The 20,818-nt window shown below is 66.6% G+C and carries 5 protein-coding genes; 2 read left to right on the forward strand and 3 right to left on the reverse strand.

Going from position 1 to position 20,818, the window contains the following annotated elements; all coding sequences use genetic code 11:
- Positions 1 to 42: 42 nt before the first annotated feature.
- Positions 43 to 3,753, reverse strand: a complete 3,711-nt coding sequence (locus AC1AYN_RS05290; protein ID WP_476532449.1) for a family 43 glycosylhydrolase — start codon at positions 3,751 to 3,753, stop codon at positions 43 to 45.
- 358 nt (positions 3,754 to 4,111) lie between these two features.
- Positions 4,112 to 10,234 (reverse strand): LamG-like jellyroll fold domain-containing protein, encoded by a 6,123-nt coding sequence (locus AC1AYN_RS05295; protein WP_476532587.1) that lies wholly within the window; start codon positions 10,232 to 10,234, stop codon positions 4,112 to 4,114.
- A gap of 1,188 nt (positions 10,235 to 11,422) precedes the next feature.
- Between AC1AYN_RS05295 and AC1AYN_RS05300 the strand changes: the two genes are divergently transcribed.
- Both AC1AYN_RS05300 and AC1AYN_RS05305 read left to right on the forward strand, forming a co-directional pair.
- Positions 11,423 to 16,045, forward strand: a complete 4,623-nt coding sequence (locus tag AC1AYN_RS05300) for a family 78 glycoside hydrolase catalytic domain (RefSeq protein WP_476532450.1) — start codon at positions 11,423 to 11,425, stop codon at positions 16,043 to 16,045.
- A 108-nt stretch (positions 16,046 to 16,153) separates the two neighbouring features.
- The gene (locus tag AC1AYN_RS05305; protein WP_476532451.1) at positions 16,154 to 17,218 is read left to right on the forward strand and encodes a LacI family DNA-binding transcriptional regulator; all 1,065 of its coding nucleotides are present in this window, start codon (positions 16,154 to 16,156) and stop codon (positions 17,216 to 17,218) included.
- 439 nt (positions 17,219 to 17,657) lie between these two features.
- On the opposite strand, the gene AC1AYN_RS05310 is transcribed toward AC1AYN_RS05305, so the two are convergent.
- A complete protein-coding gene (locus tag AC1AYN_RS05310; RefSeq protein WP_476532452.1) occupies positions 17,658 to 20,720 on the reverse strand; it encodes a family 43 glycosylhydrolase in 3,063 nt (1,020 codons plus the stop codon).
- Positions 20,721 to 20,818: the final 98 nt, after the last annotated feature.

Here is a 20,818-nt window from a genome sequence, read left to right on the forward strand (position 1 = left end):
GCCCCCCCCCTCGTCAGAGGGGGCCGAGGATGGCGTCTACCGCTACGCGCGGCGCTTGCGCCAGACGGTCAGGGCGACACCCGCGGCGGCGAGCACGGCCACCACACCGAGCACGGACGCCACGGCGGCACCCGTCCTCGACAGAGCCGCACCGTTACCGAACGGCTTGGCCGCCGGCTTCGTCACGGCACCATTACCAGCACCGTCACCAGCACCCGGCTTGGTCGCGGAACCGTCACCGTTACCGTTGTTGTCGCCAGTGCCCGGGTTCGGGTTCTCGCCGGAATCCTTCTTGACGAGGGTGACCTTGTAGGTCTTCGTGGTGGTGCCGTCGGCGGCGGTGACCTTCACGGTCACCACGCCGTCGGCCACGGCCACATCGGCCGAAGCGCCGGCGTCGGTGGTCTCGGCGGCCACGTCGGCCACGGTCACCGCGGCAGGATCGTCGACCTTCAGCGACGCGCCCTTGTCGGACGCGGCGTCATCGAGCGACACCTCGGAACCCGCCACCGTGAGCGACTTGAGCGACGCATCGGTGGACACCGGCTTGTCGGCCACGACGACCTTCAGCGTGACGTCCTTCTTCGACTGGTCAAGCTCCTCGCTGGTGGTCATGTCGATGATCGGCGTGCCGTCTGCGCGGAAGTGCACCGGGAGGATGCCGGCGTCGCGCGCGGTGTTGCGCGAACCGTTGGTCATTGCGTGGTACACGTTGTACACGTCACCGTACGGGTCGGTGAAGTAGGAGTTGTGGCCGAGACCGAACTGGCCGGCGAAGGTGCCGTTGTGCAGCCACGGGTAGTTCGACTTCGTCCAGCTGGACGCCTTGGTCAGGTCGGAGCCCACGTTCGCGATCAGCATGCCGGTCGCGTACTGCGGGGTGACGAGCTGGGCGGAGAACACCATGTACACCTTGCCGCCGGAGACGAGCACGTTCGGGCCCTCGTTGACGCCGTCGAGCTCCCATCCCCATTCGGGGCGCATGATGCGCTGCGGCGTGGTGAGCGCCACCCACGGCTTGTCCGGATTGACTTCGGCGATGGAGACATTGGCCTTGGCGCCGGCGCGCTCCTCGTCACCCTGGCTCCAGGCGATGTAGGACTTGCCGCCCGCCTCGAAGTAGGTCATGTCGATGGTCAGACCGAGGTTGGAGAGGTTGTCGAGGCTGCCGTCGGCGAGCTGGCGCTGCACACGGTGCTCGATCCAGTCGGCGGTCTTGGTCGGGTCGCCGCCGTCCTTGAGCTCCATGATGTACGCGACGGGTGCGGTGCCGACCCAGTTCGGGCCGCCGTAGGCCTTGTCGGGCACGGTGGCGTAGAAGCAGTACAGCTTGCCGTTGATGACGTGCAGCTCCGGCGCCCAGTGGTAGCCCTTGTGGCCGAGTCCGTCGTTGTCGCCGAACAGGTAGGTGTCCTGGCCTTCGACCTTGTAACCGCCGTCTGCGACCACTCCGGCCTTCTGGTCCTTGAGCCCGGCGAGCGTGTCGGAGGAGCGGATGAACAGCGTGTGCATGCCGCCCGCGTCGGACGTGCCCATCGCGTAGTACTTGCCCTTCCAGTACACGATGTTCGGGTCGGCGCGGTTCTTCATCATCGGGAACTGCTCGGAGTAGTTCTGCTGGTTGATGGTGCCGCTGATCGTGTATTCGCCGGCCTTGGTGAGGTCGATGTTCTTCAGCTCGTCCTGGTTCCAGTTGACGCGGAAGTCGAAGGTGGAACCGTCGGAGTAGGTGGCGGTCGCGGTCGCGCCCTTGGAGAGCAGGCCGTTGTCGAGCGTCGTGCCGCCATTGACCTGCTGGAGCAGCTCCTGCTCGGTGGTCTTGCCCGCTTCGACGGTCACGGTCTTCGGGGCTTCGACGCCCGTGTTGTGGACGCGGCCGAGCCGCTCGGTGACGGCAGCCGCGGCGGCCTTGGTCAGGGCGATCGTGTTGCCGCTGCCGGCGAGTGCGTTGGCGACGCCGCTCAGGTCGGCCTGCGTACGCGCGAAGCCGACACCGGTCTTCACGTCGGAGAACGTCTTGAAGTCCTTGGTGGTCACGTAACGGCTGACGCCGCTGGTCTTCCAGGAGATACGGTATTCACCGGTGGAAGCGTCGTAGCCGGCGGCGATGGTACCAGCGTCGAACAGCGTGGCATCGTCGGTCACCTGGACCATGTCGCCGCGTTCGTCGTCGTTCGGCTTGCCGGACCACTCGGTCAGGTCGCCGGACGTGGAGAAGGCGATCTTTCCTCCATCCACGCGGTTGCCGTTGACGTCGGTGAAGACGGCCACGTACGCGTACTTGCCGTCCTTGAGCTGGAACAGGTACGGGTCGACGAGTCCGCGGACATCGGTGGTCTGCGTCGGGTAGCCCTTGTCGTTCTTCGGACCGACGGTGATCTGCGCTTCGGCGAACGCGACGCCGTAGTCACTGTTCAGTGCGGCGTAGGAGGAACCATCCGCGCTGAGCGCGAGATGGAGGGCGTCGCCGACGCGCGCGCCACCGTTGATGGAATGGTCGCGCGTGTACGAAGCGAGCGTCTCGGCGCTCTTCGGCATGACGCGCACGGCCTTGAACGTCTTCGTCGCGGTCTTGCCGTTCAGCGTGATGGTGGCGGTCAGGTCGACGGTCTTCTCGGCATCACCGGAAACGCCGACCACCGTGCCGTCGTCCTTCACGAGCGACGTGTCGGACGACTTCCACGCGACGGTCGCGCCGGGAGCGGCGGCGATCGTCGCCGGCAACGTCGCGCCCGCGGTGAGCTGGTAGTCGACGAGCAGTCGGTCCGCGGCCGCGTCAGCGGTGGTGATGGCCGCGGTGACGACCACCGTGAACTGCTTCGTGTAGACGACGCCGTTCACGGTGGAGGACGCGGTGAGCGTGACTTCGGTGTCCTTGGCAGGCGCCTTCACGACCTTGCCGTCATTGCCAAGCACGGTCGTGTCGGACGACGACCACGCGAGCGGGTTGCCGAGCGCGTCGGTCGCGGGCAGCGTCACGCCGGTCTCGGTGGAGCCGGGCACGGTGACGCCGTCCCAGATCATCGCGTCGGAGACGTAGGCGGCCTTCCACACCTTGATGTTGTCGAGTCCGCCGTTGTAGTACTTGTCGCCGTTCCACGTGGACTTGCCGAACGTGACCGGCAGATCGGCACCGAGGTCGGAGAGTTTCGTGGTGACGTTCCTGTTGATGCCCTTGAGCGCGCCGTCCTGGAACACGGCGATGAAGCTCGGGCTCACGGAGATGCGGTACGTGTGCCACACGTTGGACGTGTTCGTGTTCACGGTCACGCCCTGTTCGCCGCCGTTGGAACCCTTCGTGATGGCGGTGTACACGCTGCTCGGGCGCAGACGGGAGAAGAAGTACTTCTGATTGTCGTTGCCGATCGCGAACGAGAAGAAGTTGTCGTTGTCCGCCATGCGCGACTTCGAGTCGAACTGCACGGTGAACGAGTCGGTGCCGTTGAGCAGGCCCTTCGGCAGCTCGAGGTACTGGCCGTCGTTGCCGCGCAATTGGACGACCTTGCTGGTGAAGTCGCCGGGCTTGCCGTACTCGACATTGTCGCCCTTGATGGTCAGGTCGTTGCCGTGGCCGGAGACGTCCTTGCCCTTGTCGTTCTCATCCTCGAAATCATAGGATGCGAGCAGATTTGCGTCGGTGAGGCCTCCGTCGGCCGGGTCCGCCGCCATCGCGGTGCTCGGCCCCAAGGCCAGCCCCGCGAGCATGACCGGCAGCGCCGCAAGGGCCGCCACCGCTTTCTTCCAATTCCCCATGATGCTCCTTCGGTAAGGGGATTTCTTCCTTCGATATTCAGTTATGTGGTGAAGTGTGTTGGGTAAAACTGCCTCCCTCTGAGGGGACATCGCCGTGAAGCAAACGCCGGAGGCGTTTGTAGGCGATGTGCGAGCCGACAGGCGAGCCGATGTGAGGTCAGCCGCAGGCTGTCCGTAATGGCGGACGAGGTGTCATCGCGAAGCGATGACGGAGGGAGAGACCACGGCCGTAGGCCGCGGGAACATCGAATCGGTCTTCGGCCGATGCCGTTTCCTCAGCGGCTCACGCCGCAGTCTCTCCCCCACCCGGCTTCGCCGGGAGCCCCCTCGTCAGAGGGGGCCAATTCGCACGGTCGGCTCAGGCCTGGCGCTTGCGCTGGATGGTCAGGGCGATGCCTGCGGCGGCGAGCAGGACGGTCACGCCGAGTACACCGGCCACGGCGGTGCCTGTCGCGGACAAGCCCGCACCGTTGCCGTTCGGCTTGGTCGCGGAACCGTTGCCGTTCACGGAACCGGCTCCGGCGTTGCCGTTGCCGGCACCACCGTTATCACCCGCGTCGCCGTTGTCACCCGCGTTTCCGCCGTTTCCGCCGTTGTCGCCGGAATCCTTCGCCTTGACGGTGATCTTGAGGGAACCGGAGACGCCGTTCTTGGCGGTGGCGGTGATCGTCGCGTCGCCGGCGGCGCGCGCGGTCACGGCGCCGTTCTGGTCGACGGAGGCGACGGTCGCGTCGGAACTGGTCCACACGAGACCGGCGGCCGCGGCGTCGCCCGCGTCGCCGGACCACGTGATGTCGGCGGCGAGCTGCGCGACGTCGCCGACGGTGAGCTGCTGCTTGCCGCTCACCGTGACGGCGGTGACGACGCTCTCACCGGGCTTGTCCGGGTCGACCGGCGTCTCGCCCGTGCCCTTGACGGTCACGGTGACGGTGACGGTGCGGTTGGCGGGCGCGACCTCCTGGTCCTTGCTCAGCGACATGTCGAGCATGCCGTTGGCGCGCACGTTCACCGACTTGACCCACGTGTTGCGGTCCTGGTCGAACAGGCCGCCGGCCGCGCTGCCGGAGTGGGGCTCCGGGTAGGGGCGGGCGTGGTAGGCCATGACGATGTTGCCGGCCTCGTCGTGCACGAGCGAGATGTGGCCGGGGCCGGCCTGCTTGCGCTCGTACGAGGTCTCGTCGGCGCCGTACTTGCCGGTGTAGGTGTCGTTCGTGTCGATCGACGGGAAGTCGGCGGTCGTCCAGCTGGCCGGGTCGGTCAGGTCGGCGTCGAGGGAGGCGCGCATCACGTTGGTGTTGTAGTACTTGTCCACCGTGGCGCCCGCGTACGCGATGTACACGTACTTGCCGTGCGCGAACATGAACGGCGCCTCGACGATCGCCTGGTCCGAGCCTTCGGTGTTGTCGCCGGGGGTCGGGGACTGCTTGCCGTACTCGAACTGCTGGCTCACCTGGTAGATGTGCTTGAGCGAGCCGTCGACGAGCGGGGTGACGCCGTCGCCCATCTTCGCCTTGGCGAGGTACAGGCCGGCGCTCTTCGGGAACAGCCAGTAGCCCTGGGTCTTGCCGTTCTCTTCGCGTTCGAAGTACGTCACGTCGAACGCGGCGCCTTCGAGCACGGTCGGCTCGCCCCAGTTCTCGGCCTTGAGGAAGCCGCCGTCCTTGATGGACTGCTCGTCGCCGGTGTACGGGATGAGGATGGTGTTGTTGCACCAGCCGCCGTTCACGCTCGAGACTCCCTTATGGAAGCCGGCCACGATCCACCACTTGCCGTTGATCTTGTGGAACTCCTGGGCCCAGATGAACGCGCTCCACCCGTAGAACGAGTCGGGGTACTGGTCCTTGTGACCCGGAGTGCCGTTCTCCGGCTTGATGATGATGTGCTCCTCGGCGCTCTTGAGGCCGTTGATGGTCTTCGCGCGCTTGAGTCCGATGGAACGGTAGCTGTTCTTCTGCAACGTGCTCGGATCGGTGGACTTCACCTCGTAGGTGGAACCGGTGAGGTAGTAGTAGCCGTCGTCCTCGTTGTAGAAGATGTCCGGATCGGCGCGGGCGTCGTTATACATGGCCTCGTCGGTCTGCTTGACGGTGCCCTGGACCTTGATCGAACCGCCCTTCGACTTGTCGAGCGATGCGAGCTGATCGGCGATCGAGTCGGTGTTCCAGTCCACGTCGAACGACTTCGTGGAGTCATCGTTGTAGGTCATCGTCGCCTTGGTCTTGGCGACGTCCTTCGCGATGGATTCCGCGGTGGCGTCCTTCGCGTCCGCCTCGACGCCCTTCACGGAAACGCCGGTGTTCTGGAGGTCCACGTAGTTCTTGTGGAACTTCGCGAACTCCGTCTGGCTCACCGTGAACGCGCTGGTCTGGCCTTCGCCGGCCCACGCGGGCAGGCCGTCGGTCGCGCCGGACACGCCCATCTGGGCGGCGTCGGCCTTGTACAGGCCCGTGACCTTCGCGGAGGCGGTCAGGTCGGAGAGCACGGCCACGCGGCCCTCGCCGGTCAGGCCGTCGGTGAAGAACACCTTGTAGCCCTTCGCGGCGGCGTCATAGACGATGCGCGGGTTGGTGACAGTATCGGAGGAGGACAGCGTGATCGCGCGCTGGTTGGTGAACGTCGCGCCGTCGCCCTTGCCGTCCCACACGTAGATCGCGCCGGTCGCGTTGTTCTGCGACGCGACGACGCCGAGCGTGCCGTCCGCGGCGCGGTAGAACGTGGGCGAACCCATCTGCGCGTTCGGCTTGGCGGACTGCGAGCCGTCCCACTTGACCGACAGGATCGACTGCGAACGGTTCAGCGTCGTCCACGCGCCCTCGCCCGCGGCCTTGTCGGCCACATACAGCGAGTCCGCGCGACGATCGTCGTTGTAGGCGAGCGGATCGTACTTCGCGCCGTTCTGATCGCTGCGATCGACGTCCTTGACGTAGGACGCGATCTGGCCGCCGTCGTCGAGAATCGTCGCGTCCGCCGTGACCGGCGTCGCGACGCCGTCGATCGTCGCCGTGAGCGCGACCTTCACGGGCGCGCTTCCGGCGGCAGGCAGCGTGACCTTGCCGTCCGCGGCGACGAGCTTCGCGCCGTCGCCCGCGGCCTTCCACGTGACCGTCTTGCCGAGCACGGTGGACGGCAGGTCGCCGGTGATGCGCGACGGGATGGCGAGCGCGGCGGCGTAGTCGGTCTTCGCGCCTTCGACGCCGAGTTCGTCGGCGGTGAGCGCGCGGCCGGTGATCGTCAGGTTGTCGAGGAGTCCGGTGAAGTATTCGCCGTTGCCCCAGTTCGCCTTGCCGATCTGGAGGATGCCGCCGTCGGCGCCGAGGATGTCGGTCAGGACCTGGCCGTTGGTGTTGACGGCGACGAGCTGCTGGTCGACGTACAGTTTCGCGGTCTTGCCGGCGATGACGATGTCGACGTGCTTCCAGCCTTCGTTCTTCGCGGTGGTGGAGAGGTTGCCGGAGGAGTCGCGACCGCTCGCGTTGTTGTAGCGTTCGACCGTGATGCCGGTGGTCTTGTCGAGGACGCCGACGTAGTGCTCCTTGCCGTACTCCTGCTTGGTGACGTTGGAGGCGGCGAAGAACGTCCATCCGGTGTTCGCGTTGCCCGCGTCGGGCTTGGAGTCGTAGGAGATCGTGACGTCGGTCTTGCCCTTCAGGAGCGGGGAGCCGTCCTTGGCGGTGACGTTCAGCCAGAAGTCCTTGCTCAGCTTCACGGCCTTGCCGTCCTTCGCGTCCTTCGAGTCGGCGAGCGCGGCGGTGCCCTGTGTGGCACCGGTCGCGTTGCCGCCGTCGAACGTGCCGTCGGCGGAGGCCTTGTCGAACGTGAAGTCGGCGAGCTGGTCCGGGTCAGTGGGCTCGGTGGTGCCGTCGCCGGCGACCTTCACCTTGGCGGTGACGGTGATCGCGGTGGAGCTGTAGAGCGGACGGTTCTTGTCGGCCGTTGCGTTGTCGACGAAGCCGCCGGTCTGCTTCCAGCTGTTGTTCGCGTTCGCGCCGCTGTTGATGAGGTCGTCCTCGTCGGTCTTGGCTTCGCCGGCCGCGTTGGTCCACTTCCAGTGGTTCTTGTTCGCGCCGATCGTGTCGACCGTGCCGGTGACCGTGTACTCGCCGGGCTTGGCGGTGTCGACGCCGGAGACGTCCCACGTGACGTCGCGGTCGGCGGTGCCGTAGCCGTTGGAGAGCGTGACCTGCTGCGTCTTCGGGAGCTTGGACGTGACGTCCTTCGCGTCGGCGTTCTTGTCGACGGTGACCTCGTCGGAGACGGCGAGGTTCTGGTTGTCGGAGGCCTTCGCGTCGGCGTTGCGGATCGCGTCGTACTGCGCCTTGGTGAGGGAGACGACGCCGCCGTGCTTGGTGTTCGCGGTGAGGAAGAAGTTGGTCTCGCTCACGTTGAGCGGCGTCCACGGGTTCTCCGCGTTGAGGTCGGTGGCGATCAGCGGGTTGTAGCCGTAGCGCGCGCCGGAGGCGACGGAGCCGTAGTTGTCGACGAACAGGATCCACTTGTTCTCGCCGTTGACCTTGAACGCGTTCGGGCCTTCCTGGGACGAACCGAACGTGCTGCCGATGTTCTTCTGGCCCATGACCCAGCCCTTGGCCGGATTGGTGGCGCCCTGGTCGCCGCGCCACCAGTCGGCGCGGTCGGTGTACTCCATGAAGATGCGGCCGGATCCGCTCATGCGGTAGGAGCGGCCGTTGTTCTGGGTCATCGTCGTGTCGATGGTGTTGCGGTTCACCGCGCTGTTCGGCACGAACACGCCGCCGAAGTGGTAGGTGTCCTGCGTGAAGTCACTGGTGTAGCCCCACACGACGTTGTTGTTCTTGGAGCCGCCGTCCACGCTTGCGGAGACGGACCAGTACATGACGAACGCGCCGCCCTTGGCGGAGCCGTTGTCCTTGCCGTCGTCGTTGAGGTCGTAGAAGTCGGGGACCCACGTGGCTTCGGGGGCCCACGCCATGCCGATGTCCGAGATGGTCTTGCCGGTCACGCTGTCGGTGAGCGTCGTGTCATGCTTGCCGTTCTCGTCCACCGCGGTGTCGAGTTCGGTCATGTCGTCGAAGTGGATGAGGTCCTTCGAGGCCCACACGTGCAGCTTCGTGCTGTAGCCGTTGGTCCACGCGGTCCAGTTGGCGTTATCGCCGCCGAACACGCGCAGGTCGGTGGCGAGGATGTAGTAGGTCTTCGCCTGCGGGTTGTAGGCGATGAACGGGTCGCGCACGCCGGTCGTGGATTCGTTGCTGGCGAGGATCGGCTCGCCGCCGTTGAGTGTATCCCACTGGTAGGGGTTGTCGCCGCGGGAGATGTCGAGGTAGATCTTCTCCGCGTAGCCCTTGTTGTTCTCGATGAAGTGGACCATCGCGTAGCCGTACGGATCGTCGGCCTTGACTTCCTTGACGGTCACCTTGATGCTCGCCGTGACGTTCGCGGCGGCGGTGGAGGTGGCGGTGATCGTGGCGGTGCCGGCTTTCTTGGCGGTCACGCTGCCGCTCGCGTCGACGGTGGCGACGGCCGGGTTGTCGGACTCCCACGTGACGGTCGGCTCGGCGGACGCCGGTTCGACGGTCGTGGTGAGCGAGGTGGAGGAGCCTTCCTTGAGGGTCAGCGTGCCGTCGTCGGCCACGGCGGAGCCGCCGATGTGCAGCTTCGTGGGCGAAGCGACGCCGAGGTCCGCGGAGGAGAGGGCGGAACCGTAGATGGTGAGGTTGTCGAGCAGGCCGGTGAAGTATTCGCCGTTGCCCCAGTTGCCCTTGCCGATCTGCAGCACGCCGCCGGAGCCTCCGAGAATAGTGGAGAGCTCCTCGCCGTTCACGTTGCTCGCGACGAACTTGCGGTCGACGTACAGTTTCGCGGTCTTGCCGGAGATCACGAGGTCGACGTGCTTCCACGCGTCCTTGGTGCCCGCGTTCTGGTCGATTGTGGCGACGTCGCTGTTGCGGCCGTTCAGGTAGCGTTCGACGCGCGTCTTGTTGGTCTGGTCGAGCACGCCGAGATAGGTGGGCGCGTTGCCGTTGACGCCGTTCGCGTTCGGCGCGGCGAACACGGTCCATGCGCCGCCGGTCGCGTTGGCCTTGGAGTCGTAGCTGATGGTCACGTCGTTGAGGCCGGCGAGCAGCGGGCTGCCGTCCGACTTGGTGACGTTCAGCCAGAAGTTCTGGCCGAGCTGGGCGGCCTTGCCGGCGTCATCGTTCTGGCCGGCGACGAGGTTCGCGGTGCCGTTGACGGTCGCCTTCGCGTCGCCCTTCGCGCTCGTGAACGCGGCGGTTCCGTTGTCCTGCGCGGCCGGGTTGGCGTTGAAGTCGAAGCTGGCGATCGGGTCGGCGGCGGTTGCGGCGGCCGCCTTGGCGGACTTGGTCGTATCGGCGGCGGCCTGCGCCTGGGTTTGGGCTTGGGCTTGCGCGGCGCGCAGCTGCGCAGTGGATGCCGTCGCGGACTGCGTGGCCGTGGCCACGGCGTCGTCCGCCGACGCGGTCATGGGCAGAATCAGTCCCATGCCGAGCGTCGATACCGCGGCCACGATGGCCGCGAGTCGTGTGGCTCTCTTCACTGAGATTCCTTCCTCGGATTTCCTCAAGTTCCTTCGTTGGATTGCGTTCGTCTACCGCGCGCCTGCCCCCTCAGTCCGGCCTATGGCCGGCCAGCTCCCCCACATACGTGGGGGAGCAAAGGGAATGGAACGCGCCACGCAGCACAACCATTCCTTTGCGCCCCCTTCAGGGGGAGCTGTCGCGCGAAGCGCGGCTGAGGGGGACTCGATGTCTGGCAAACGAACACCCGATTTGTAATTTTGTTACCAAATCGTTATCGACGACCGGCCGCCAATCCTCCTCAAGTGGCGTGTTTCGCCGTCGCCCTCCTTCACGGCGCACGCGACGCCGCAATCGGTCTCCTTCGCCGGAAACGCCCGCCGCACCCGCAATCCCAGTCACCACAACGTTTCCCGGAACAACGTTTTCGCACGGCCGGCTCCCCGGCTCTTGTGCCCCTCATTATACTGTGAACGCTCACTTTACTTAAGCGCTTACAGTGACGGGAATCGCGCCGGGGGCAAGCGCGCTCCACTCCCCCTCAGTCCGGCCTACGGCCGGCCAGCTCCCCCACATACGTGGGGGAGCGAGATAACGGAATGCGCCTCACGGCGCACACCATCCCTTTGCTCCCCCTTTCAGGGGGAGCTGTCCGCGAAGCGGACTGAGGGGGTACCTGCGCACGCATAGGCCCCCTCTGACGAGGGGGCTGTCGGCCGCAGGCCGACTGGGGGAGAGACAGCGGCCGCAGGAAACGGAATCGGCCTTCGGCCGATGCGATATCCCCGCAGCCTGCGGCCGCTCTTCTTCTTCCCCTCCGTCATCGCTTCGCGATGACACCTCGTCCGCAATCAAGGACGGCCTGCGGCCGGCCCCACATCAGCTCGCCTGTCGGCTCGCACATCGCCTGCAAACGCTTCCGGCGTTTGCTTGACGGCGATGCCCCCTCAGTCGGCCTACGGCCGACAGCTCCCCCTGAAAGGGGGAGCAAAGTAATGGCATGCGCCGTAAGGTGCATTCCGTTAGCCGGCACCTCGTAAGAAAACGCTTTGCGTAAGCGGTCACATTGCTGTCATCACGTGTCCTCCCTTGGTTTATAATTGAAGCGTTTCAATTTGCATGTCAACGATAACACACTTACAACGAGGTAGCTCATGCATCACGTCATCACGCGGGCAACGGAACGCCCGCGACAAGACACCGGCACAGGCACAAACACAAGCATCATCCGGAACACAGGCAAGGCCAGGACGCCGGCGCGTGTCCTCTGCGCCCTGCTCGCCGCGGCGGGCATGCTCATCGCGCCGATGACGGCCACCGCCGCCGAAACCGCGCGCCCCGCCCCGACCATCACCGGTCTCACCACCGATTACCTCACCAATCCGGTGGGCGTGGAGACCGACGGCGTGACCTTCGGCTGGCGGATGGACTCGAAGGTCATCGGCGCCACGCAGTCCGCCTACCAGATCGACGTCACGGCCGACGGCAAAGGCACGGTATGGTCCAGCGGCAAGACGGACGGCGGCACGTCCGTCGGCATCCCCTACGCGGGACCGGACCTGACCGATGGTACGGCGTACTCGTGGACCGTCACCGTCTGGGACGGCGACGGCGCGAAGGCCGTCTCCTCCCCCGCCACGTTCGAGACCGGCGTGACCGACACCAAGCAATGGCAGGACGCGCAGTTCATCCGCATGAACAAGTCGTCGAGCGCCCCGATCTTCCGCACCGAGCGCAAGGTCGGCAGCGACATCGTCTCCGCCCGTCTCTACATCACCGCGCTCGGCGCCTACCAGGCGTATCTGAACGGCAAGGAGGTCGGCGAGACCCAAGCGGACGGCACCGTCACGCATGATCATATGAACCCCGGATACGGCAACGGCGACGTATCCCTCGGCTACCAGACCTACGACGTCACCGGCTATCTCAAGGGACAACGCGACATCGCACTGTCCGTCGTGGCCGGCAACGGCTGGAAGTTCGGCCTGAACACGACGGCCGCGCAGCCGGCGGTCAAGGCGCTGCTCGCCGTGACCGGCACGGACGGCGACGTCACGTACATCCCCACCAACACCACCGACTGGAAGGGCACGCTCAGCGGCGGCATCCTCAAGAACGGCGTCTACTACGGCGAGGACTACGACGCGCGCGTGGCCGACCGGCTGGGCGACTTCACCAAGGTCGGCTACGACGACGGCGACTGGACCGGCGCGGACAATACCGCCGCGACGGTCGTGCCGAAGCTCACCGACACCTTCGACACCGCGAAGGCGCGCTACGTGCGGCTTTCGGTGAGCGCCACCGGCCCGGCCATCAAGGAGGACACCAACGAGAACCGCCTGCAGATCATGGAGATGGGACTGTACGCCGACGGCGACGGCACCGGTACCGGCTCCGGCACCACCAATCTGCTCAAGGGCCTGACCGCGCAGGCGTCCGACACCTTCGACTGGGATGACACGTGGGGCGTGGCCAAGCTGACCGACGGCGACGACGGCGTCGAATCGGACGCCGGCTACTCCAGCGGCGTGCTCGCCAACAACCAGAGCGAGGTCGCGCTCACGCAGCCCATCACGCTCACCTTCGACCTGGGCGAGGCGAAATCATTCGACAGGCTCACGCTGCAGCCGCGCGTGCAGGCCGATTCGATCGACGGCGTGCAGGCGGCCAACTATCCGAAGGACTACACGCTGCAGATCTCCGACGACGGCGAGCACTGGACCGACGTGACCACGAAGCACGTGGACTCGCTGCGCAACACCGTGCTGCACCCCGAGACCGCGATGCCGGCCGTCACCACCTCGCTCGACGAGACCACCGCCAAGGACGTGCGCGTGAGCGTCTCGCAATCCGGCCCGGCCAACGCGCAGGACAACGAGAACCGCCTGCAGATCATGGAGATGCAGCTCACCGACGCCGACGGCGACGTGGTGTCCGGTGGCGTCACGCCGACCGTGTCCGACACGTTCACCGGCGGCGACCAGTGGAAGCCAGCGAACCTGACCGACAGCGACCTGGGCGAGACCAGCGACGCCGGCTGGTCCAGCGGCATCCTCGGCAAGGGGAACGTCACACAGGACATCGACGAGCCGATCACGTTCGACTTCCACTTCGACAAGGCCGTCTCCATCGCCGGACTGACGATGACCCCGCGCACCAAGGTCGATTCCATCCTCTCCGGCACCGCGGCGAACTACCCGCAGACCTACTCGGTGCAGGTCTCGAAGGACGGCGGCAAGACCTGGACCGACGTCAAGAGGAATGTGGACGCCGGCAGCGTGCGCAATACCGTGCTCGCCGGCGCGCTCGCGCTGGGCACGACCACCTACGCGGGGAAGATCGTCGCCAAGCCGGGTCTGACCGGGCGCATCGTCGACGCGTTCTCCGCCGAACCGGTGTCAGCCACCGTGTACGAGGGCGACGCCGCGACCAGCGAGTTCGCCGGCGGGCAGGTGAACGTCGTCGACTACCGCGCCTACGCGAAGCCCTCCGACGCCCTGTACCAGTCCGCGTACACGAACGTCGCCAAAGGCGACAGCCTCTTCGGCAGGAACGGCCTCACCCTGAAGAAGGGACAGACGATGATCATCGACATGGGGCAGAACCTCACCGCCGTGCCGACGCTCACCTTCGCCGCGGCCTCCGGGACCAAGGCGACCGTCCGGTTCGGCGAGATGCTCAACGACGGCAGCGCGGTCGGCAACGGCAACACGCAGGCCGACGGGCCGAAGGGCTCGATGTACCAGAAGAACCTGCGCAACGCCCGCTCGCAGGCCACCTACGTGTTCGACGGCGGCGGCAGCAACAGCAGCAACGGCAAGGAGACCTACCAGCCGCTGATGTCGTACTTCGGCTACCAGTACATCGAGCTGACGGCCACCGCCGACATGACCGTGTACGCGGCGAAGTCGAACGCGCTCTCGTCCGTGAGCCGCCAGACCGGCACGATCAGCACCGACAACGCGCACGTGAACAAGCTGTTCTCGAACACGCTGCACGGCCAGCTGAGCAACTACTACACCACGTCCACCGACTGCCCGCAGCGCGACGAACGCCTGCTGTGGACCGGCGACCTGCAGGCGTTCGCGCAGACCGCCACCTACAACTTCGATTCGGTCGCGTTCCTCGACGACATCCAGGACATCCTCGACGAGAACACGATGATCAAGGGGTACACGCCCTCGGTCGCCGACCAGCTGAGCGGCTACTTCAGCAACCAGGCGGCCGGTTGGAGCGACGCGCTCATCATCGACGCCTGGGTCATGTACCAGCAGACCGGCGACGCGTCCATCCTCTCCCGCAGCTACGAGGCCCTGACCAAGTACATGGACTTCATGATCGCCGGCGAGCGCGGCCCCGACCAGGCGCGCGTGACCGGCGACAAGAACTTCGGCGACTGGCTGTCGTTCCAGGGCACGAACGTGAACATCATGGCCGACTACTACTACGGCTATGACGCGCAGCTCATGGCGAAGATCGCCGGCGTGCTGGGCAAGTCCGACGACGAGGCCCGCTACGCGGCCAAGTTCGAGGCGATCAAGGCGAAGTTCCTCGCCACGCACGTGACGTTCACGGACGGCACCCTGACCATCAAGTCCGGCGACACCGCGAGCAGCAAGAACCAGTTCCAGATGAACCTGGGCAAGGGCGGCACGTGGGAGGACAACTCCCAGACCGCGCTGCTGTGGATGCTCAAGCTTGGCTTCTACGATTCCGACGCGATGCGCGAGGCCGCGACGAAGCTGCTGGTGGACAACATCCGCAACGAGAACCCGGCCGAAGGCTCGGTGCGCGCGAGCATGGCGAAGAACTCGCTGGCCGTCGGCTTCCTCGGCGCGAACGTGATCGCCCCGACGCTCACCGACGCCGGCCAGTCCAGCGTCTCGTACGACCTGCTGCTCAACGACGCGCAGCCCTCGTGGCTATTCGAGGTGAACGCGGGCGCGACGACCATCTGGGAGCGTTGGAACTCCTACACGCCGGGCGTCGGCTTCGGCGATTCCGAGATGAACTCGTTCAACCATTACGCGTACGGCGCGGTGGTCGAATGGATGTACCGCTACATGGCGGGCATCGCCTCCTCCGAGGACGCCCCCGGCTTCAAGCACATCGTGCTGCAGCCGACCATCGACACCGGCGACCAGTACAACGACGAGAGCCGCATCTCCCACGCCAAGGGCACCTACGATTCCTACTACGGCACGATCGCGTCCGAATGGACCAGCACCGGCAAGGGTGCGGCCTCCACGTTGAAGACCTACAAGGCGACGGTTCCGGCGAACACGACCGCCACCCTGTACCTGCCCGTCGCCGAGTCCGCGGCCAAGGGGTTCAAGGACATCGCCGGCGTGACCTATAAGGGCATGACCGAGCACAACGGCGTCACGGCCGCGCGCTTCGAGCTGCAGTCCGGCGGCTACACGTTCGCAGTCCGCGACGGCGTGCTGTCCGCCGCCATCGCCGACGGCTACACGGCATCGTCCGGCGAGACGAATCCGGATCAGCCGAATCAGCCGAATCAGCCGGACAATCCGAACAATCCGAACCAACCGGGCGATTCCGGTGACGGCGGCAACAGCGACGGCGACGGCGCGAACGGCACCGGCGACGGCACCACGGGCAACGGCAACGCCGGTTCCGGCGCGAACGCCGCCGACGGCACCGGCGCGGCGACGCTGTCGCACAGCGGCGCGGCGGTGGCCGTCGCCGCGGCCGCGACCGCGCTATGCGCCGCGGCGGGCGTCGGCCTCACCGTCTGGCGCAAACGTCGCGTCTGACCTGACGATGGCGACGACATGACGACGGCGTCGCCGCGGTGATTCCACTGCGGCGACGCCGTTTTCCGTATTATGGATAGCCGTACCGACGCGACGAAAGGACGATTCATGGCACGAGTGACCATCAGCGACGTCGCACGGCAGGCGCACGTCTCGCTGGGAACCGTGTCCAACATGCTCAACCACCCCGAACGCGTCCGGCCGGAGACCCGTCAACGCATCCAAGCGGCCATCGACCGGCTCGGCTTCGTGCCGAACCGCAGCGCGCGGGCGCTCGCCGGAGGCACGAACCAGGCGTTCGGGCTGCTGCTCACCGGGCTCGACCATGCGTTCTCGCTGCAGCTCGCGCAGGGCGCTCATGATACGGCCCGCGCGGCCGGATACGACCTGCTCATCACCAGCACCGACAACGACCAGCTGCTCGCCAACCATTACGTCGATTTCTTCCGCGGCGCTCACGTGGCCGGCATCGTGATGGAGCCGCGTCCCAGCGCCTCGTGGATTCCGCAATGGCCGGACGACCTGCCGATGGTGCTCGTCGACTATCACGACGAGCGTCGGGAATTCGGGCAGGTGTACGCCGACAACGTGCAGGCGGGGCGGGAGGCGGCCCGTCACGCGCTGGAGCTCGGGCGGCGGCGCATCGCCGTGCTGACCGCGGACGACGACATCCAATCGCTCGCCGACCGCATCGCCGGTGTCCGGTCGGTGCTCGGCGACGGCGCCGAAATCGTGACCGCGGCCGACTGGCGGGGGCCGCGCGCCGGGCTCGACGCCGGAATGCGGCTCGCCGGGCGGCCCGCGGCGGAACGGCCGGACTTCGTCATCGCGTTGACCGACGTGCTGGCGGCGGGATGCATCGACGGGATACGGCGTTGCGGACTGGGCATCCCCGACGACATCGCGGTGATGGGCTGCGACGGCAATCCGCTGGCATGGGGCGGCAGCGTGCCGCTGACGACGATCGAGCCGCACGGCTACGAGATGGGTGCCGCCGCGATCCGGGTTCTCATCGATGAGATCCGGCAGGGGGCAGACGGGCAGAGCGATGGAAGCCTGCCGGGTGCGGAGGCCCGGCAGGATGCGGACGGACGGGGCCACGCAGCGCACGCCCAAGTGGCGATCCCCTCACGACTGCTGATCCGCGAAAGCACGGCCGGGCGAAAGCGCTGATTCGACGGAGCACCTGATGGGCACAGACTCGACCCCCTCAGTCCGGCCTATGGCCGGACAGCTCCCCCACATGCGTGAGGGAGCAAAATAACGGAATGCGCCTCACGGCGCATACCATCCCCTTGCTCCCCCTGTCAGGGGGAGCTGTCCGCGAAGCGGACTGAGGGGGTATCCCGCGCACATAGGCCCCCTCTGACGAGGGGGTTGTCGGCCACAGGCCGACTGGGGGAGAGATAGCTGGAACGTAACGTTTGCGGTATCTCTCCCCCAGTCCGCTTCGCGGACAGCCCGACCGCAATCAAGGACGGCCTGCGGCCGGCCTCACGTTGGCTCGCCTGTCGGCTCGCACATTGCCTACAAACGCCTCCGGCGTTTGTAGGCAATGTCCCGTCAGAGGGGGCCAAGAAATCGGCATGCGCCGGAGGCGCGTGGCGGTCCGTTATGCGCGGCGCTTGCGCCAGATCGTCAGGGAGATGCCGGCGGACAGCATGATCGCGGTGAACGCGGTCGCGCCGACGATTCCCGCACCCGTCGCCGACAGCGCCGAACCGGCGGTGCCGGCGCCCGACTGCTGCGCGGAGTCGCCGGACGGCTGCTTGCCGGGGGCTGTCACGGTGCCGTTCGTATCCGAACCGGCGCCGGCACCGTTGCCGTCGGCACCGCCATTGCCGCCATTGCCGCCGTTGCCATTGCCGTTGTCGCCGGAACCGTTGCCGCCCTGGTCGCCGGAACCGTTGTCACCGCTGTTGTCACCGTCACCGTTATCACCGCCGGAACCGTTATCGCCGGAACCGTTATCGCCGGGACCGCCGTTATCACCATCACCGCCATCGTGCTTCGCGGCGGTGAACGTGTACGACGCGACGTCGAACAGTTCATCGGCGGAATCGCCGTCGAACACGAAGTAGACGTCGTGGACGCCGGTGGCGCCGGCGAGGTCGGCGTCATACGTGGCGTACCCGCTGAAATCCGTGGCGGACGCGCCGTCGCCGGCGGGAATCGTCACGGTGCCGGCGAGCGGCCCGTCGACCGAATCAAGGTGGATGGCGATGGTGCCGCCCGCCTTGCCGATGGCGCGCACCGCGACGCTCGCGGCACCGGTCGCGCCATCCGCGCCGAAGTTGACGCCGGAAAGCGACGTCCACTCCCCCGCGTTGACGTTCGTGAGCCGCACGCCGTCCGCATTGCTCACGCCGTAGTCGCTCACACGCACGCCGGAATTCCGGTCGAGCGTCTGGAGGCCGGACGAACGGGCGATCGTGGTCGCCGCGACGCCGCCGGACGCGTACGGATCGAGGCGCTGAGTCTGCGGCACGCCGGTCATCGTCATCGTGACCGGCTCGATCGTGCCGTCGGCGTTCACGGTCATCTCGTCGATGTGCGTGGAACGGTAGGTGTAGCCCTTCTCGACGCCGTCGTCGGTGGTGCCGCCGCTGGGCGCGACGCCCGCGTCAATCAGCGACTTCATGACGGTCTGCGCGTGGTAGACCATGTACGTCTTGCCCTTGAACGTGAACATGGCGTGATGGTTGTTGCCGAAGATGCCGAAGAAGTCGCCCGGATTGCGCATCACGTCGCCCTGGTACGTGTACGGGCCCATCGGGTCCTTGGAGGTCATCACGTGGATGTCGCCCTTAGGCAGGGTCAGGCCGTCGGTGGTCACGTCGTAGCTGAGGTTCGAGCAGTACGAGTAGTAGTACGTGTCGCCGATCTTCATGATTCCGGAGTCCTCGTACATGCCTGGCGCGTCGATCGCCTTTACGTCGCCGGTCAGGGAGATCATGTCGTCGCCGAGCTTGAACACGCGCGTGTACTTCGGATGCGCGGCGTTCGCGCCCGTGCCGCCCTCGTTGCCCTGGCCGCCGCCGAGGTAGAGGTAGCCGGTGCCGTCGTCGTCCACGAGCGCCGCCGGGTCGAACACCCATTCCGGCGTGGTGGCGCCGTCCAGCTTCACGCCGGCCGTGCTCTTCTTCACGAGCGCGCGGCCGCCGAGCGGGTCGGTCCACGGGCCGACCGGCGAGTCGGAGGTCAGCACGTGCACTTCGTTGTTGTCGGTGTAGTACATGAAGAACTTCTCCACGCCGTCGATGGTCTTGTGCACGACGGCCGGCGCCCACGACCAGCGGCCGTTCGGGTTCGCGCCGCCCGTTCCGGAGACGCGGATCTGGCCTTCGTTGCGCCAGTTGGCCATGTCGTCGGTGGAGATCACGGAGATGGTCTTGATCTGCCGGTACGTGTTGTTCTTCAGCGATCCGTCGCCGTTGGTCTCGTAGGTCTGCACGACCTGCCCGTCGCTGGTGACCTGCATCGCGTCGGAGCTCATGTACACGTAGAGTCGCCCGTCGTATTCCATGGCCCACGGGTCGGCGCCGTACTGGTAGTCCATCAGCGGGTTGTCCATGCCCGCCTGCTTCGCCGACGGCGCGGCCTTCTGCACGGTGAGCGTGAACGTCAGGCTGGCATGCGCGCCGGTCGCGTCGGTGGCGGTCAGGCGCATCGGGTACGTGCCGGCGGCGAGTCCGGCGGCGATGTCCAGTCGTTTCGCCGCCGCGTCCCATGTCACCTTGCCGGCGGCCACGGCACCGGCGGCCGTGCCGTCGCCGCCCGTGGTGCCGTCGCCGGCGTCCGTCACGGTGACGGTCGCGCCGTCACCGGTGACGTCGAAGGCGGGCGACGTCGTGGCCGCGTACCCGGCGAGCACGCTCATCGCGCTCTGGCCGTAGACGCCGACGGATTTCGCGCTGCGGGTGACGCGCAATGCGGGAGCCATGCCGGTGTTCGCGTTGGTGAGGTTGCGGGAGCCCTCCGTGCTGACGAAATGCAGCTGTTCGGCGGCCGTATCGTTCACGGCGAGCAGCAGCGTGGAGTCGCCGCGCGCGATGGCCGCGTCGACGAGCCCGGCGACGTCCGCCGTGGCCTGCGTGCCGCTGATGGTCACGTCGGCGGTGACGGACGGTACGTCGGTGCCGTCGATGGCGAACGATTCGGAGGTGACGACGTCGTTCGCGTCGGCGGTGAACTGCGGGCGATTCGCCCACGTGATCTTCGAGAAGTCGCACTGCGCGTCGGTCGTGCACGCGGTGGACGGGTCGATGGCGGCGACGCGCAGGGTGCCGGTCGAACTGGTCACGCCGGTCTTGCGGCCGATCAACGTCAGTGTGAGATCGGCGGACAGGGGCTTCTGACCACCCAGCGACGAGAGGTCGAAGGCGAGGAACGTCATCTTGAGATCGGTGGCGTCGTTCGTGTTCGTGGAGACGAATTGCTCGCCCAGCTCGCCTTGGCTCCGGCCGCCGTCGGCGGTGTTCTGCACGACCAGGTCGTTGGCCGTGTTGTAGTTGTCGAGCTTCTGCTTTTTCCACGAGGCCACAAACGTGTCGCTCGTGGCGACGATCGAGCTTTCGCGCACGTCGCTGGGTGTGTCCGCGGTCGCGGCCGGCGCCATCGCCAGCATCATCGGTATGGCGGCGAACGCCGCCACCACCGCCTTCCATCGTCCCATGATTCTCCTTCGATTGGATCGGCACGGCCTCCCCGCCGTGCTCCAGCGCACCCAGTCCACACCGCATGCGCCTTACTGCCCACAGTAATGTGAGCGCT

It is taken from the genome of Bifidobacterium sp. LH_413 (assembly GCF_056357015.1).